This is a genomic window from Ruegeria sp. AE4 (assembly GCF_056542185.1).
The window spans coordinates 83,128-98,494 of the sequence record NZ_JBQFZK010000004.1; the positions used below are offsets into that span (position 1 = coordinate 83,128).

Genomic DNA, 15,367 nt, shown 5'->3' on the forward strand with positions numbered 1-15,367 from the left:
TTTGATCAGCGGGTTTCTTTTTAGAAAGCCAAACTTGCGGAACAAGACTGGCTTTGTGCATCAAGCATTTGGAATGTTGATAATATATTCAAACTACAATATTCAACTTTTCTGATCCGATAAAGCGTTGGACTTACTAAAACACTATCTCGGTTAATTAAATGGTGAACCGCCGTGGCTCGAGCCTTTTTCGATAAGCTAGAAGCAATCTTACGTCCAACTCCCAAAATCCGTATCGAAAATTTCGAGCGCGACCCAAAAGTAAGCTACGTCTCATCTAATAGCCCATTGAGCCAAGGCCCGTTAGGTTCAGAAATCGCTCGAACAGGACGCCTAAACTCGAATGAGTTTGCCGCCTGCATTGAAGAACTCAATCTTCCTCATACTCACCATCGCAAGTATTGGGAGCTGGCTTTCATTTTACAAGCTTTGCGCGAACGCGACCTACTCCAGCCCGGAATCAAGGGCTTGGGTTTCGCAGTTGGTAAGGAAAGAATCCCTGCCTACCTCGCAGCGAAGGGCTGCGAAGTTCTAGCGAGTGATCTGGCTGACAACAACAAGGGTAATGAAGGTTGGGAGACAACTGGCCAATGGAGCGCATCAGTCGAAGATTTACTTTTCTCTGAGATCTGCTCAAAGGAATTATTTAAGAAGAGCGTCAAATTTCGCCCCATTGATATGAACGATATTCCCAGCGATATCTCAGGGTACGACTTTACCTGGTCCACGTGTTCTTTCGAGCACTGCGGTTCTCTCGAACTCGGAGTTCGTTTTTTGGAGAAACAGATGGACTGCCTGCGTCCCGGTGGGGTCGCTGTGCATACAACGGAATTCAACCTATCATCAAACACCCGGACGTCAAAAGGCGGAAAGACCGCAATCTATCGCCTACGTGACATTGAAGATGCTGTGAAACGCCTTCAATCCAAAGGACACAAAGTGGAGCCGTTGGATATTCGCTTAGGCGACGATCCACTTGATTTAACCGTGGACAGGCGCAAAGGGGATCCAAGACAGTACTCTGGCACCAAGCACATGCGATTGCTGATGAAGGGGTACGTTACAACTTCTATAGGCTTGATAATCACTAAGTCTACAAAGCCAGTGCTGCGTTAGTTTAAGAAACGCGCAATGAAATTGTGTTGAATAGACCCGAGAATTTTCGGCACCTCGGGTGGCAACCGTTAATCAGAAAGCAAGGACGACAAAACCTTGCATCTGGGCTCGAAGCGGACCTCCGGTAACTTACACAGACCCACTTTCATCACCCGTTCCTCTCTAGTGGAACCTTTAGGCTCATCAGTCCGAACGAAATGTTCAAATACCGGTCCTGAATTCGGAACATTCCCCCGACCAGTTGACAAATTCAGGCGTGCTTGCCAGCTAAGCACGGATCTGAACGCAACGGATGAGACAGAGCAGACAACAGGTGGTGCCCTGCACAGGGCATCAGAGGCAGAGCATGGGAAATTCGACCAAACGCAGAATTGGAAGATACCTGATCTTAGGATGTACAGGCATTCTGGTTGGGCTTATCCTCATCGGGTTTACCGGGCAATTCCTGGCGGTCGGAGATTCCTTTGCGCTTTTCCGCCCACAAGCCGGCGTTCTGCTTTTGCCGTGTGCCGCGATCCTGCTGTATATGCGCGCCAGATACCTTGCTTTGGTCACCCTGGCCTTTGGCGCCGTTGCTGTCGGATCAATCGCAACCAGTTTCGCCGCCCCGCCCAAGGACTGCGACGGTCCGTGTCTGACCCTGTATCAAAAGAACCTTATGAGCCGGGCGTGGCCCCGGTATTCGCTGGCCGACGACATCGTTGCATCCGATGCTCAGATCGTGACGTTGCAGGAAGTCTCGAGTCACAACCGCGAATACATGAGCAACCTGTTCGAGCATTACCCCGAAAAGGTGATCTGTGAGTTTCGTCCCGAACAAAACGTTGCCATCCTGACAACTTTGCGGATTGTCGAAGGGTCCGGGTTCTGCCTGAAAGGTCATGGTCTTGTCGGAATACAAGTCGAAGCTCCGGACGGGTCTTTGGTCTGGATCGTTTCGATCCACCTGAACTGGCCTTTTCCTTATGACCAATCAACCCAAAGCCGGATCATTGCGGAACGCATTGCGGATCTGGATGGCCCGGTTCTGATAGCCGGGGATTTCAACATGGTTCCTTGGGGTGCAAGCGTCCGGCGGATCGCGGCGGCAGCAGACAACCAGAGTTTTGGGGCCGTCCTGAACACTCATGATCTTGGCAGCTGGCACCTACCGTTGCCAATCGACAACCTTTTGTTCCCGAAGGGAACAACCGGAACAGTCGAACTGCGCCCGTTCATGGGATCCGACCATTTCGGCAAATTCGCGCGGTTTCGTTTGGATTGATCCGCGAGGTCCCCGCTGCCTTGGTGGACATACCAGAACGTATGTCGCGATCCCAAGAAGGGTCTAGGTGTTATTTTCGATCAGCACTTTCAGATTATTCAACCCCCGCTCGTAATCGCCGCCAACCCATTTATCCATCATCACCCCCATCCAGCGGGACATGGGGTTGAGCCCCAGATCGGATTCGAACCCCCAAGTCACATTGGTTGCGTCACCATCGGGTTTCAGAGTGAACGAAGCCGACGCCGTGCCCATCTGCCCAAAGTCCAGATCTGTTTTGACCAGTTGATTTTCCACGCTTTCGACGATTTCCTGCGACCCCGTACCGACCTGTGCGTGATCCGAGCTCCAGTTCAACTTGTTACCGACGCCTTCCTCGGGGCCACTGTAGCTTAGTTTCGTCTCCGGATCGCGTGACAGCCAGGGTGACCATTTCTCAGTCGCTTGCATGGAATTCACAAACGGAAAGATCACTGCGGCCGGGGCGTCGATGGTGATGCTGCGGGACACTTCCGCCTTGCCGGACAACACGTAAGAGACTGCGATGAACAGTAAAACAAGGAGGCACAACCCTGCGAGAAATCGCTTAAGCATCTTCATAGCAAGCTCCAAATTCAAACGTCATTAATGGAGTATACGAAATAACGGCTCTGAATCAGAGCCGTATTCCTCATCGTTTATTCACTATGAACTGTCGTCAGACCGGAACGAATTTCTTCTGTATGGGATCGTAACTCTCTAACCCGCCAGCGCCGATATCGGTCCACAACCCGTGCAGGCTCAGAGTGCCCTGTTCGACCGATGACGAGATAAACGGGAACGTCATCAGGTTTTCAAGCGACGCGACAACCGATTGGCGTTCCAGCTGTCGGGCTTGTTCGAGGCTGTCTTCGATATCAGCGACAAGTTCGAATTTTGGTTTCAGAATGTCCATCCAGCGGCCGACAAAGCTTTCTTTTGCATCCAGTTGCGGCGCCTGACCCTTGCACATGTCGATACAGCCCTGAACGCCACCGCATTGCGAATGGCCAAGAACCATCAGATGCGCAACCTTGAGAGAAGTGACGGCATACTCGATTGCTGCGCTGGTACCGTGATGATCGCCGTCCGGCGCATAGGGAGGCACCAGATTGGCGATATTGCGGTGGATAAAGAAATCGCCCTGATCCGCACCGAACATCGAAGTCACATGGACCCGGCTGTCGCAGCAGGAGATCACCATCGCCCGGGGCCGCTGCCCTTCATCTGCCAGCCGCTTGAACCAGACCTGGTTTTCCGAATACGTGGTCGCTTTCCAGCCGTGATACCGCGTGACCAGATAGCTCGGCAAAGGTTTGGCAAATTCCATTACGGTGTCCCCGTTCTTGTCGCTGATCGATCCTCTAAACCGAATTCTAGGAAAATTCGAGCAATTATCCGATTTCTCTGCAAGGTTTTGCAAAGGAATTTGCCACCAGTATCAAACCTGCGCCGTGGGGGCGTCAGAATTAGGGTGAATGTGGTGGAAAAAATAATCACGCTTGAACACAAGGAATCCGTCCGTCTGGATTCGGATCAATTAAGTGGCCTTTACCGTCAACTGGGCGACAAGAACGCGCTGGATGTGCTGTGCCGCACCATCGAAGAACTGGCAGTGCGCCTGTCGAACTGCGAACGCTTTTGGCGTCAGCGCAAGTGGGCCGACCTGCGCAAATGCGCAAGGTCGCTGGTCGCGATTTCCGAACAGGTCGGGATGACGGTTCTGGCCAGGGTTGCAGGGGACGTGGCGCAGGCCGTCGATGCCGGTGACGCGGTAGCAGCAGGCGCAACGCTGGGACGTCTGATCCGCGTTGGTGAGCGGTCATTGACAGCCGTCTGGGATCAACAGGATCTTTCCGTCTGACAGGGGTTGCGGGCAGATTATGCGCGGCTAGTCTGTGCACAGAAACAATCTGCCGAGGCGCCCATGACACTGTCCTTCGCCCCATCCTCTGACCCTTCCGTACCGCTTCATGTGATCGCGCAGCCGGATTTGGACGGCTGGCTTCTGGATCAGCCCGAGCGCGTGCAGTCCTGGGTCGCAGCAAACGGGTTTTCCGGTGCGCTGGGGCAGGTCCTGCTTGTGCCAGCCACGAACGGCGCAATTGAATTCGCGCTGGCCGGTTACGGAACCGAAGAAAAACGTGTGCGCAAACGGTTCCCCCTTGCCGCGGCGGCCATGGCCCTGCCGGAAGGCACCTACGGCATTGCTTCGGGCATTCCTGCGGATTTATTGGAGATGGAGTGTCTTGGCTGGCTGATGACCGCCTATGCTTTTGATCGATACGCGTCCCAGACCGGAGGGTCAGCGGCATTGATTGTGCCTGATGGCATCAACGCCGCCCGTATCGAGGCCATGGCAAATGCCGAGGCTCTGACGCGCGATCTGGTCAACACGCCCACTTCGGACATGGGACCGGATCAGTTACAGCAAGCGGTCGAGGTTCTGGCGAATGAGTTCGGCGCGTCTTGCAAGGTGATCACCGGCCATGCGCTGCTGGATCAGAATTTTCCCATGATTCACACGGTAGGGCGGGCCGCGGCGCAGGCCCCCCGGCTGATCGAGCTGAACTGGGGCACTAGTGGCCCCAGACTGACACTAGTGGGCAAAGGTGTATGTTTCGACACCGGCGGGCTGAATTTGAAACCGGGCGCTTCCATGGGCCTGATGAAAAAAGACATGGGCGGCGCGGCCAATGTGCTGGGACTTGCCCGGATGATCATGGCGCTGAACCTTCCCCTGCAACTGCAGGTTCTGATCCCGGCCGTTGAAAACGCGGTGTCAGGCAATGCCTTTCGCCCCGGTGATATCCTGACCTCACGCAAGGGCCTGACCGTTGAAATCAACAACACCGATGCCGAAGGGCGTCTGGTTCTGGCTGATGCGCTGACTTTGGCGGATGAAGGGAGTCCCGATCTGGTGATCTCGATGGCGACGCTGACCGGTGCGGCGCGCGTGGCCGTGGGCCCTGATCTGGCACCGTTTTACACCGACGACGAAAGCTGCGCCGTGGCCTTGGCACAAGCGGCCAAAACGTCTGCTGATCCGGTCTGGAGAATGCCCTTTCACACACCCTACGAGGCGATGATCGAACCCGGCATTGCCGATCTGGACAATGCCCCCTCGGGCGGGTTTGCCGGGTCTATCACCGCCGCGCTGTTTCTGCGCCGGTTCGTAGGGTCCAGCCGCTATATCCATTTTGACATCTACGCGTGGCAACCCAGCAATGAACCCGGCCGCACAAAAGGCGGTCTGGGTCAGGGAACACGCGCAGTGCTGTCGGCCTTACCGGAGGTATTGGGGTTATGACCAAGCACCGCATATCCAAACCGGTCGTCGACCTGTTACGTGTTCCTGACGGACCGCGTGACCGGCAGTTGCTTTTGGGGGACACGGTTCACGTCGCAGAAAACAACGGCGGGTGGAGCAGGATCGTCGCGGAAAAAGACGGATATGCTGGTTGGCTGGAAACAGACAACCTGTCCGAGGATATGCCTGCAACACATTGGATCAACGCGCCCGCAACACATGCCTACGTAGCCCCCGATATCAAAAGCCGCGATCTCGTATCCCTGAGTTTCGGAAGTAAAATCCATGCGACTGCCGAAACGGATCGGTTTGTGCAGACCGAGTTGGGTTTTGTCCCAAAGGTTCACACGGCCCCAATTGCAGAAAAGCCGCGTGATCCGGTTGCCGTGGCCGAGCTGTTCCTGGGCACGCCTTATCTGTGGGGCGGAAACAGCCGGTTCGGCATCGATTGTTCAGGGCTTGTTCAAACCGCGCTGCTGGCCTGCGGTATTCCCTGCCCCGGCGACAGCGGCGATCAGGAACAAGCCTTGGGCGCTGTCCTGTCAGCTGAATCACCTGCGCAGCGTGGGGATCTGCTGTTCTGGAAAGGGCACGTGGCCTGGGTTTCGGGCGACAACATGATTTTACATGCGAACGCCAGCCATATGGCGGTTGTGTACGAGCCAATGGACCGGGCGATTCAGCGCATTCAGGATCAGGGCGACGGGCCTGTTACAGCGCGAAAAAGGCTCTAATCCGGGTTTACGGCCCGGATGAGCTTGCGTTCCAGCACCCGCAGTACCGCGCGCAGATCATGGCCGCGTTTCAGGATGCGGCCATCCATACCTATGACTGAGTACATCCCCTGCCGGGACTTCAGGCGCGGGTGCTTTTCGACGCGGTAGATCGGGTGCTCAGCGGTGCGACGGAAGATCGAGAACACTGCCATATCGCGCAGGTTTGAGATACCATAGTCTCGCCACTCTCCAGCGGCGACCATCCGTCCATAAACGGACAGGATTTGCGACATCTCATGCCGGTCAAAGGCCACGGGCATCTGCGCTGCGTTTGCCGAAAACCGGTTGGGAGGCTGCATGTTCATACCGCCAGCCTTGCCGGAAATCATGTTTGAATCAAGCCTGATGCGCTGTTGCCCGGCTTTTACAACACAAGTGTTACCGCCGACCAACCTGACGGCAGATCAGGATTACCGGCAGCAGGCCGACCGCCAGAATGACCAGCGACGGCACGGCGGCGCCCTCAAGCCTCTCATCCGAGGCAAGCCTGTACGCCTGTACGGCCAGTGTGTCGAAGTTGAACGGGCGCATGATCAGGGTGGCAGGCAATTCCTTCATCACGTCCACAAAGACAATCAACAGCGCGGTCAGCAGCGACGGCGTTAAAATGGGCAGGTGAACGCGCCGCAATGTTCCCAGCGGGGTTTGCCCCAACGACCGGGCCGCGGCATCCATATTGGCATGAACCGTGCTTTGACCCCCCTCATATGCGCTGAGCGCGGCGGCAAGGAATCGCACCATATAAGCGGCGACCAGCAACCAGATTGAACCGGTAACCAACAACCCCGTGGACACATCGAATGTCTGCCGCATCCAGGCATCCAGCGCGTTGTCAAAGCTGGCGAAAGGTACAATCAAGCCGACTGCGATGACGCCACCGGGCACGGCATATCCCAGCCGCGCCATGTAGGCCGTCGCCGACGACGCGCGCCCGGGTCTCAGACGTTGAAAGAACCCGACACAGATCGCCGCAAAGACAGTGACGACCGCGGCCGTGCCAGCAAGGATCAGCGAGTTCTGGATGAAACCGATATAGCGCCGCGACAGCAGGTTCTGTTCCGATTCCAAACCCATCTCGACCAGTATGATAACGGGCAACAGAAACCCGAAGATAACGGGTATCGTACATAACAGGAATGCCGCGACAGCGCGAAGACCGGTCAGGTGTTCCGCCGGTTGGGCAGCATGTTTCTTTCCGGCCTGATAGTATTTTGCCTTACCGCGCTGGGTGCGTTCGGCCACAGCCATGATCAGTGCAAAGACAAGCAGGCACCAGGCCAGCTGCGCCGCCGCCGCACGGTCGGCCATTGAAAACCAGCTGGTGTAAATCCCGGTCGCAAAGGTCTGCACACCGAAATAAGACACGGTTCCGAAATCGGCGATGGTTTCCATGATGGCCAGTAACACACCACCGGCGATTGCCGGGCGCGCCATCGGCAGCGAGACGCGCCGAAACGCCAGCCATGGATTGTTGCCCAGCGCCCGAGCAGCCAGAAACGCCGAAGCACTTTGTTGCAGGAACGCAGCCCTCGCCAGCAGGTAGACATAAGGGTACAGCACCAGAATCAGCATCACCGCAGCGCCCCCGGTCGACCGGATTTCAGGGAACCAATAGTCGCGCGGCCCCCAACCCGTTACATCCCGCAAAGTGCTTTGAACGATACCCGGATGATCCAGAATAAAGGTGTACGCATAGGCAAGCACATATGCCGGAAAAGCCAAGGGCAAGACCAGCGCGATCTCAAGGATCCTGACACCGGGAAAGCGGGTCATCGTCACCAGCCAGGCAGCGCCCGTGCCGATACTGAACGTACCCGCCGCGACCAGCACCACAAGGATCAGGGTCGTCACAGTATAGCTGGGCAGCACCGTTTCCATCAGGTGCGAGATCGTATCTGTCCCGCCCGTCACTGCCGCCAGAACCACGGCCACCATGGGCAACAGGCATGCGGCAGCCACAAGATAGGCAACTGCGGCCAACAGCCGTGTGCCGCGTACACCGCGATTGCGTGATCCGTTTTCTGAATAGTCGATCTGGGCCATTATCCCGGCTTTTGATTGGCAAAGGCTTAGGGTACGCCTTTAATCGACCAAAATGCTCGGAAACACCAGTGCGTCGGTCAACAAATCTGCGGCACAAACTGCCGCAGACCTGTTATTCACCACTATTCGTAGACGCGCTGATCCTCGATCACCAACCCGTCTTTGGGCAGCGAGCCGGGGGCCACGACTTCGATTGCGCCTTTCAGTTTCAGCACTTCGGCCACCGATCTGGCATATGCCGTATCATCCCCGCCTGTGCTTTCGATCTGGACAGTCATCGAATCCATCTCGCCCTGACGGGTGGCGATGACACGAGCCTTGACGATTTCCTCATGCTTGTCGACCAAAGCGGCAACCTGTTCCGGACGCACGAACATACCTTTGATCTTGGTCGTCTGATCTGCACGCCCCATCCAACCTTTGATCCGGGTGTTCGTGCGACCGCAGGGGGAAATCCCCGGCATCACGGCGGAAAGGTCGCCCGTCGCAAAGCGGATCAGCGGGTAATCGGGGTTGAGAGAGGTCACCACGACCTCACCCACCTCACCCGGTGCCACCGGAGTTCCGGTTCCAGGTGTCACAATCTCGACAATCACGTGCTCGTCGATGATCATCCCGTCGATCGCGGCGCTTTCATAAGCAATATTGCCCAGATCCGCTGTCGCGTAACATTGCAGGCACGAGATACCCCGGTCAGCATATTCCTGTCGCAGAGACGGGAACAAGGCCCCACCGCCAACGGCGGCTTTCGAGAAATGCAGTGAAACGCCCATCTCGTCGGCTTTGTCCAGAATGACCTTCAGGTAATCCGGCGTGCCTGCATAGGCCGTACAGCCAACGTCGCGGGCGGCAGTCACCTGCAACTCGGTTTGTCCGGTTCCTGCGGGCAGAACAGCCGCGCCAACAGCCCGTGCGCCATTTTCAAAGATCATACCGGCCGGGGTCAGGTGATACCCAAAACAGTTCTGGACGATGTCCCCTGCGCCAACACCCGCGGCATTCAGGAAACGGCCCATGCGCCACCAGTCGTGATCAGTGCTGCCCGGCTCATAGATCGGCCCGGGCGACTGGAACACATGATGGAAATGCCGCGCGGGTTTTACCGTAAATCCGCCAAACGGGGAGCGTTTGGCCTGTGCCCGGGTCAAATCCGATTTCCGCAGAACGGGCAATGTCTGCAAATCTTCTGCTGACTTTACCTTATTAGTGTCTGATTCTGACAGATGCGACGCAAATCCAGGGGCCGACATCGCGCGTTTGATCTGCTCCACTAGTGCCTTGGCCTGGTCCGAGGCGCGTTCGTCTGCCGAGCGTGTTTCGAGTGCGTCGAAATAGGTCATCGCCATATCCTCCATCCGCTCACAGCCACCTTTTGCGACGACGATAGGACCGCACATCACGAAAGCTTTTGCGGCCCTCGTCGGACATACCCAGATAAAACTCTTTCACATCCGGGTTTTCGCGCAGGTCTGCGGCCGGGCCGTCCATCACGACACGCCCGGATTCAAGAATATAGCCGTAATGCGCAAAGCGCAGGGCGACGTTGGTGTTCTGCTCTGCTAGCAGAAAGGACACGCCCTCTTTTTCGTTGAGGTCCTTCACGATACTGAAAATCTCTTCGACCAGCTGCGGAGCAAGACCCATTGAAGGTTCGTCCAGCAAAATCGTCTCGGGCCGCGACATCAACGCCCGCCCCATGGCAACCATCTGCTGTTCCCCACCCGAAGTATAGCCTGCCTGCGACCGGCGGCGTTCCTTGAGCCGGGGGAAATATGCGTAAACCATCTCAAGGTCCTGCTGGACCGCAGCCGCCCCGTCTTTTCTGGTATAAGCACCGGTCAGCAAGTTTTCCTCGACGGTAAGGTGCTCGAAACAATGGCGGCCTTCCATCACCTGAATGACACCCTTTTCAACCAGATCGGCCGGATCGCTTTCATGCACGTTCTGGCCGCGATACTTGATCGAACCTTTGGTGACTTCACCGCGTTCGGAATGCAGCAGGTTCGAAACGGCCTTGAGCGTGGTTGTCTTGCCCGCGCCATTGCCACCCAGCAATGCTGTGATGCCGCCCTTTGGAACACTCAGGCTGACGCCTTTCAACACGAGGATCACGTGGTTGTAGATTACCTCGATATTATTGACCTCAAGCAGGGTTTCCGCCTGCACGTCAGTGGTTTGTGCCGCATCCAGCATCAGCGCGTTTCCTCATGCCTGCCCGTTCCGGGGCTGTTCGTGAGGAGCGGCAGGTGACCCGCCGCTCCGGTTGTCTGAACGCCCCGGATCACATCCGTGGCGCAACATGCCTTACTCGCAACGTGGCGAGATGCTGTTTTCGGTTGCGTAGGCACCGGAATCTTCATCGATCAACGCGCCGATAACTTCGGCATCTGTCGGTTTGAAGTCCTGTACCGGGTTCCAGGCGCCAGTCGCCGCATCCCACTGCACAACACCGACAAGGCCGGGGCCGCCGTGGTTTTCGCAGGAGACCGAGAATTCAGGGCCGAATCCGGACATGCCAAGCGCTTCCATCTTGGCGTTGGTCATTTCCAGTGCTTCCATGCCGTCGCGCATCATCGACGCGTCGATATCAGCGGTTCCGTGCATCGCCTGCGCCGTTTTCACAGCCTCGGCTGCCAGCATGGCGGCGTAAAGACCACGGTTGTACTGAACTGTACCCAGCTGATCGCCGGCACCCGCAGCCTTGCCCGAGTCAACGACGTACTTTTTCAGGTCGTCATAGACAGGATAGTCCATGCCAAGGCCGGTAAAGGTCAGCGCCTTGTAACCGGTCGCTTTTTCGCCAGCAGGCTGAACATCGAATTCCGCGCCAGACCACCAGACACCGATGAAGTTTTCCATCGGGAAACGGATGTTGGCCGCTTCCTGAACCGCAACCTGGTTCATTACGCCCCAGCCCCACATGATGACATAGTCAGGCTTTTCGCGGCGAATTTGCAGCCATTGCGACTTCTGCTCCTGGCCCGGGTGATCAACCGGCAGCAAGGACAGCTCATACCCATGCTTTTCAGCCAGAGTTTCCAGCGTCCGGATCGGTTCCTTGCCGTAAGCAGAGTTGTGATAGACCAGCGCAATCTTCTTGCCGCTCAGGTCACCGCCATTTTCATCCAGCAGATAGTTGATCGCACCGGACGCACCGTTCCAATAGTTGGCCGGATAGTTGAACACGTGGCTGAATACTTTGCCGTTCGCAGCCGAGGTCCGGCCATACCCCATCGTGTGCAGCGGAATGCCGTCTGCGGTCACTTTGGGGATCAGCTGATAGGTGATACCGGTCGACAGCGGCTGATACACCAGCGCGCCTTCACCTTTGGTGGATTCATAGCATTCCACGCCTTTTTCGGTGTTATACCCGGTTTCGCATTCGATCACGTTTGCTGGTACACCGCCAATGCCACCGTCCCGCTCGTTCAGAAGCGTGAAATAGTCGGCGTAACCGTCCGCGAATGGAATACCACCGGCCGCATAGGGCCCGGTTCGATAGCTGAGCGACGGGAACACAAGATCCGCCATCGCGGGTCCTGCCGCCATCAGGGCGCTCAGCGCCACGGTTGCCAGTTTCTTGTTCATCGGGTGTCTCCTCCCTTGATTGATCCGATATTGAGTTCGGGCTTGATCACCCGTCTTTATGATTGGGCCAGCCCTCAATGCGGGAACGGCCAGAGTCTGAGTTTCTCTTTCGCCACGCGCCACAACTGTGCCAGACCGTGGGGTTCCAGGATCAGGAACATGATGATCAGCGCGCCCACGATCACCAGCTGAAGATGGGCAACGATATCGGTCGGCCAACCCAGAAGATCGACGCCAACCAGTTTGAGCAGAACCGGCAGAAGCACGAGGAAGGCCGCCCCGGCAAAAGACCCGAAAATCGAGCCTAATCCGCCGATAATCACCATAAACAGCACCAGGAATGACTTCTGAATGCCGAATGCTTCGCCCACCTCGACCGCGCCGAGATAGACGGCAAAGAACAAGGCCCCTGCGATGCCCACAAAGAACGAGCTGACAGCGAAAGCGCTTATCTTGGCTTTCAACGGGTTCACCCCGATGATTTCGGCGGCGATATCCATGTCGCGGATCGCCATCCATGTCCGCCCGGTCGTGCCGCGGGTCAGGTTGCGCGCAATAATCGCGCTGAAGGTCAGGAAGATCAGGCAGAACAGGTAGGTCGCCCAGGCCGGGGCGTTCGGGCCCGAGATGATGATGCCGAACACGTCACGCTCGGGCGCGTTGATCTGACCCGAGGCCGAGTAGTTGTAAAACCACGGCACCCGGTTGAAGAGCCAGACCAGAAAGAACTGTGCCGCAAGCGTGGCCACCGCCAGATAGAACCCCTTGATCCGCAGGGAAGGCAGGCCGAACAAGACGCCTACAATCGCTGTGATACCACCAGCCAACAGGACATGAATGAACATGCTGACATCTGGAAATGCGGTCATCAACTTGTAGCAGGCATAAGCACCCACCGCCATGAAACCGCCTGTACCAAGGCTGACCTGCCCGCAATAGCCCACGAGTATGTTCAATCCGATCGCCGCGATGGCATAGATCAGAAAGGGCAGCAGCAGGGCGTTTGCCCAATAGTCGTTGATGATGAACGGAATGATCCCGAACGCCACCGCCAGAACGACATAGTACCGGTACCGGTCGAACTTGATCGGGAAAGTCTGGCTGTCATCCACGTAGGAGGTTTTGAAATCTCCGGCCTCACGATAGAACATCTGTTACTTTCCCCATTCTTCCTGCGCCCGGTTTCGGGTCGCGGCGTCCAGCTGGCTGGACCCTTTGGCATATCCGCTCGCCTCAGAGGCGCGCACCAGTTTCAGGTAGGCCAGAACACCCATGATCAGACCGGCAAAGGCCAGGATCGCGGCAATCGTCAACTGGCTGTCAGTCAGGTCATTCGAGGTCAGCGCGATATAGCCAAAGGCCCAGAACCCCGCCCATGCGATTACGTTGATGATGGCGATCAGCTTGGTCATGCGTTACACCCTCTCGATGATCTTCTCGCCGAACAGACCCTGCGGTCTAAACACCAGGAAGATCAGCGCCAGCACATAGGCGAACCAGTTCTCGGTCGCACCGCCGACCAGCGGGCCAACCGAGAATTCGAACAGCTTCTCGCCCACACCGATGATCAGTCCGCCGACGATGGCACCGGGGATCGAAGTGAACCCGCCCAGCATCAACACCGGCAGCGCCTTGAGTGCGATCAGCGACAGCGAGAACTGCACGCCCGATTTGGTGCCCCACATGATCCCCGCGACCAGCGCCACGAACCCGGCCACCGACCAGACCATGACCCAGATGAAGTTGAGCGAGATCCCGACCGAAAGTGCCGCCTGATGGTCATCTGCCACAGCACGCATGGCCCGGCCCTGCTTTGTGTACTGGCTGAAGGCCACCAGCGCCGCCACCAGAAGCGCCGCAATCACGGTTGCCACGATGTCGAGGTTGTCGATGAAGAAGCCATAGCCGAAGATGTTAAAGGTGACCTCGTCTATCCACAGGTTGATGCCCTGCGGCAGACCCACATCCAGCGTCTTGATCTCGGAGCCCCACATCAGGTCGGCCACGCCTTCAAGGAAATAGGCCAGACCGATCGTGGCCATGAACAGGATGATCGGCTCCTGCCCAACCAGATGCCGCATGACAAAGCGCTGCACACACCAAGCCAGCAGAACCATCACGCCCATTGTCAGGATGATCGCCAGCAGGGCGGGGATGTTCCAGCCGAAGTTATAGACATGAGTGCCGAAGGTCGCGTTGATCAAATGCGCGAAAGGCACCTGCCCGTTCATGATCCCGACCAGTGTCATCGCCGCAAACAGGGCCATAACCCCTTGCGCGTAATTGAAAATCCCGGATGCCTTGTAGATCAGCACAAAGCCCAGCGCGACCAGCGCATAAAGCACCCCGGCCATCAGACCGTTAAGGATGACCTCCGTGGCAAAGATTAACTGCTCAGGCATATGTGCCTCCCCGGATATCTGCTTTGGTCTCAGTCATGGCTGACCCCCAGATAGGCGTCGATGACTTCCTGATTGTTGCGCACCTCGTCGGGTGTACCGTCACCAATCTTCTTGCCGTAATCCATCACGACCACGCGGTCGCTCAGGTCCATCACCACGCCCATATCGTGTTCGATCAGGGCGATGGTGGTGCCGAATTCGTCATTCACGTCGAGGATAAAGCGGCTCATGTCCTCTTTCTCTTCGACGTTCATGCCCGCCATCGGTTCATCCAGCAGCAAGAGCTTTGGTTCTGCCGCCAGTGCGCGGGCCAGTTCGACGCGTTTTTTCAGGCCATAAGGCAGGCGCGCAACGGGCGTCTTGCGGATGTGCTGGATTTCAAGGAAATCGATGATCTTCTCGACCGCCTCACGGTTTTCAACCTCTTCCGCCTCGGCCTTTCCCTTCCACCAGGCCTGCTGGAAGATGTTGGTCTGCATGAAGTTCAAACGCCCGGTCATGACGTTGTCCAAAACACTCATCCCCTCGAACAGGGCGATGTTCTGGAACGTCCGCGCGATTCCCTGCTGCGCCACCTCAAAGGGCCGCATCGCTGGGCGTTTTGATCCGTGGAACCAGACCTCGCCTTCCTGCGGGACATAGAACCCCGAGATAACGTTCAGCATGGATGATTTTCCGGCCCCGTTCGGCCCGATGATGGCGCGAATTTCGCCTTCGCGAATATCGAACGAGATGTCCTTGATCGCCACGACGCCGCCAAAGCGCAGGGTGATGTTCTTCATTTCCATCACCACGCCGCCGATCTTGCGACCGTCTTCGGTGACATATCCTATGGAGTCCTTCATTACCC

General features: G+C 56.9%; 16 protein-coding genes. 5 read left to right on the plus strand and 11 right to left on the minus strand.

The window, feature by feature from the left end; all coding sequences use genetic code 11:
* The first annotated feature begins 174 nt into the window (after positions 1–174).
* Entirely contained in the window at positions 175–1,116 is a 942-nt protein-coding gene (locus tag ACR0EK_RS08440; RefSeq protein ID WP_480482420.1) for a class I SAM-dependent methyltransferase, read from the plus strand.
* Positions 1,117–1,462: 346 nt separating this feature from the next.
* Positions 1,463–2,380: an endonuclease/exonuclease/phosphatase family protein gene (locus ACR0EK_RS08445; RefSeq protein ID WP_480898607.1), complete on the plus strand. Its 918-nt coding sequence runs from the start codon at positions 1,463–1,465 to the stop codon at positions 2,378–2,380.
* A gap of 63 nt (positions 2,381–2,443) precedes the next feature.
* Here the strand turns inward: ACR0EK_RS08445 and ACR0EK_RS08450 are convergent, their stop codons facing one another.
* Both ACR0EK_RS08450 and ACR0EK_RS08455 read right to left on the minus strand, forming a co-directional pair.
* Positions 2,444–2,980, minus strand: a complete 537-nt coding sequence (locus ACR0EK_RS08450) for an SRPBCC family protein (protein ID WP_480898610.1) — start codon at positions 2,978–2,980, stop codon at positions 2,444–2,446.
* A 97-nt stretch (positions 2,981–3,077) separates the two neighbouring features.
* The gene (locus tag ACR0EK_RS08455; RefSeq protein ID WP_480898613.1) at positions 3,078–3,728 is read right to left on the minus strand and encodes a carbonic anhydrase; all 651 of its coding nucleotides are present in this window, start codon (positions 3,726–3,728) and stop codon (positions 3,078–3,080) included.
* Between the two features lie 144 nt (positions 3,729–3,872).
* Here ACR0EK_RS08455 and ACR0EK_RS08460 point away from each other — a divergent pair, with 144 nt between their 5' ends.
* From ACR0EK_RS08460 to ACR0EK_RS08470, 3 genes are all read left to right on the plus strand, one after another.
* Positions 3,873–4,262 (plus strand): hypothetical protein, encoded by a 390-nt coding sequence (locus ACR0EK_RS08460; protein ID WP_480622696.1) that lies wholly within the window; start codon positions 3,873–3,875, stop codon positions 4,260–4,262.
* Positions 4,263–4,325: 63 nt separating this feature from the next.
* Entirely contained in the window at positions 4,326–5,708 is a 1,383-nt protein-coding gene (locus ACR0EK_RS08465; RefSeq protein ID WP_480898614.1) for a leucyl aminopeptidase family protein, read from the plus strand.
* Complete coding sequence (locus ACR0EK_RS08470) at positions 5,705–6,442, plus strand: C40 family peptidase (RefSeq protein ID WP_480773072.1); 738 nt, start codon at positions 5,705–5,707, stop codon at positions 6,440–6,442. The genes ACR0EK_RS08465 and ACR0EK_RS08470 overlap by 4 nt, the downstream gene beginning before the upstream one ends.
* On the opposite strand, the gene ACR0EK_RS08475 is transcribed toward ACR0EK_RS08470, so the two are convergent.
* The 9 genes from ACR0EK_RS08475 to ACR0EK_RS08515 form a co-directional block, all read right to left on the minus strand.
* Complete coding sequence (locus tag ACR0EK_RS08475) at positions 6,439–6,789, minus strand: DUF2794 domain-containing protein (protein ID WP_209598949.1); 351 nt, start codon at positions 6,787–6,789, stop codon at positions 6,439–6,441. The two genes, ACR0EK_RS08470 and ACR0EK_RS08475, sit on opposite strands and share 4 nt — an antisense overlap.
* A gap of 73 nt (positions 6,790–6,862) precedes the next feature.
* On the minus strand, positions 6,863–8,527 hold the full coding sequence (locus tag ACR0EK_RS08480) for an ABC transporter permease (RefSeq protein WP_480898618.1): 1,665 nt from the start codon (positions 8,525–8,527) through the stop codon (positions 6,863–6,865).
* A gap of 122 nt (positions 8,528–8,649) precedes the next feature.
* The gene (locus ACR0EK_RS08485; protein ID WP_480506949.1) at positions 8,650–9,867 is read right to left on the minus strand and encodes a phenylacetate--CoA ligase family protein; all 1,218 of its coding nucleotides are present in this window, start codon (positions 9,865–9,867) and stop codon (positions 8,650–8,652) included.
* Between the two features lie 19 nt (positions 9,868–9,886).
* Positions 9,887–10,720, minus strand: coding sequence for an ABC transporter ATP-binding protein (locus ACR0EK_RS08490; RefSeq protein ID WP_209598951.1), 834 nt, complete (start codon positions 10,718–10,720; stop codon positions 9,887–9,889).
* Positions 10,721–10,831: 111 nt separating this feature from the next.
* A complete protein-coding gene (locus ACR0EK_RS08495; RefSeq protein ID WP_480474335.1) occupies positions 10,832–12,115 on the minus strand; it encodes an ABC transporter substrate-binding protein in 1,284 nt (427 codons plus the stop codon).
* 74 nt (positions 12,116–12,189) lie between these two features.
* Positions 12,190–13,266: a branched-chain amino acid ABC transporter permease gene (locus ACR0EK_RS08500; protein ID WP_480482437.1), complete on the minus strand. Its 1,077-nt coding sequence runs from the start codon at positions 13,264–13,266 to the stop codon at positions 12,190–12,192.
* 3 nt (positions 13,267–13,269) lie between these two features.
* Entirely contained in the window at positions 13,270–13,527 is a 258-nt protein-coding gene (locus ACR0EK_RS08505) for a hypothetical protein (RefSeq protein ID WP_209506939.1), read from the minus strand.
* A 3-nt stretch (positions 13,528–13,530) separates the two neighbouring features.
* Positions 13,531–14,517 carry a branched-chain amino acid ABC transporter permease gene (locus tag ACR0EK_RS08510; RefSeq protein ID WP_267363929.1) on the minus strand — a complete coding sequence of 329 codons (987 nt, stop codon included), beginning with the start codon at positions 14,515–14,517 and terminating at the stop codon, positions 13,531–13,533.
* A gap of 29 nt (positions 14,518–14,546) precedes the next feature.
* Positions 14,547–15,362 carry an ABC transporter ATP-binding protein gene (locus tag ACR0EK_RS08515; RefSeq protein WP_480773070.1) on the minus strand — a complete coding sequence of 272 codons (816 nt, stop codon included), beginning with the start codon at positions 15,360–15,362 and terminating at the stop codon, positions 14,547–14,549.
* Between the last annotated feature and the right edge of the window lie 5 nt (positions 15,363–15,367).

What these genes read in the sequence shown, in the direction of transcription:
- ACR0EK_RS08500 (WP_480482437.1), bottom strand. Translation starts at nt 13,266, where the DNA reads ATGTTCTATCGTGAGGCCGGAGATTTCAAAACCTCCTACGTGGATGAC.
- ACR0EK_RS08475 (WP_209598949.1), bottom strand. Translation starts at nt 6,789, where the DNA reads ATGAACATGCAGCCTCCCAACCGGTTTTCGGCAAACGCAGCGCAGATG.
- ACR0EK_RS08445 (WP_480898607.1), top strand. Translation starts at nt 1,463, where the DNA reads ATGGGAAATTCGACCAAACGCAGAATTGGAAGATACCTGATCTTAGGA.
- ACR0EK_RS08450 (WP_480898610.1), bottom strand. Translation starts at nt 2,980, where the DNA reads ATGAAGATGCTTAAGCGATTTCTCGCAGGGTTGTGCCTCCTTGTTTTA.
- ACR0EK_RS08485 (WP_480506949.1), bottom strand. Translation starts at nt 9,867, where the DNA reads ATGACCTATTTCGACGCACTCGAAACACGCTCGGCAGACGAACGCGCC.
- ACR0EK_RS08505 (WP_209506939.1), bottom strand. Translation starts at nt 13,527, where the DNA reads ATGACCAAGCTGATCGCCATCATCAACGTAATCGCATGGGCGGGGTTC.
- ACR0EK_RS08465 (WP_480898614.1), top strand. Translation starts at nt 4,326, where the DNA reads ATGACACTGTCCTTCGCCCCATCCTCTGACCCTTCCGTACCGCTTCAT.
- ACR0EK_RS08470 (WP_480773072.1), top strand. Translation starts at nt 5,705, where the DNA reads ATGACCAAGCACCGCATATCCAAACCGGTCGTCGACCTGTTACGTGTT.
- ACR0EK_RS08510 (WP_267363929.1), bottom strand. Translation starts at nt 14,517, where the DNA reads ATGCCTGAGCAGTTAATCTTTGCCACGGAGGTCATCCTTAACGGTCTG.
- ACR0EK_RS08515 (WP_480773070.1), bottom strand. Translation starts at nt 15,362, where the DNA reads ATGAAGGACTCCATAGGATATGTCACCGAAGACGGTCGCAAGATCGGC.
- ACR0EK_RS08490 (WP_209598951.1), bottom strand. Translation starts at nt 10,720, where the DNA reads ATGCTGGATGCGGCACAAACCACTGACGTGCAGGCGGAAACCCTGCTT.
- ACR0EK_RS08480 (WP_480898618.1), bottom strand. Translation starts at nt 8,527, where the DNA reads ATGGCCCAGATCGACTATTCAGAAAACGGATCACGCAATCGCGGTGTA.
- ACR0EK_RS08495 (WP_480474335.1), bottom strand. Translation starts at nt 12,115, where the DNA reads ATGAACAAGAAACTGGCAACCGTGGCGCTGAGCGCCCTGATGGCGGCA.
- ACR0EK_RS08455 (WP_480898613.1), bottom strand. Translation starts at nt 3,728, where the DNA reads ATGGAATTTGCCAAACCTTTGCCGAGCTATCTGGTCACGCGGTATCAC.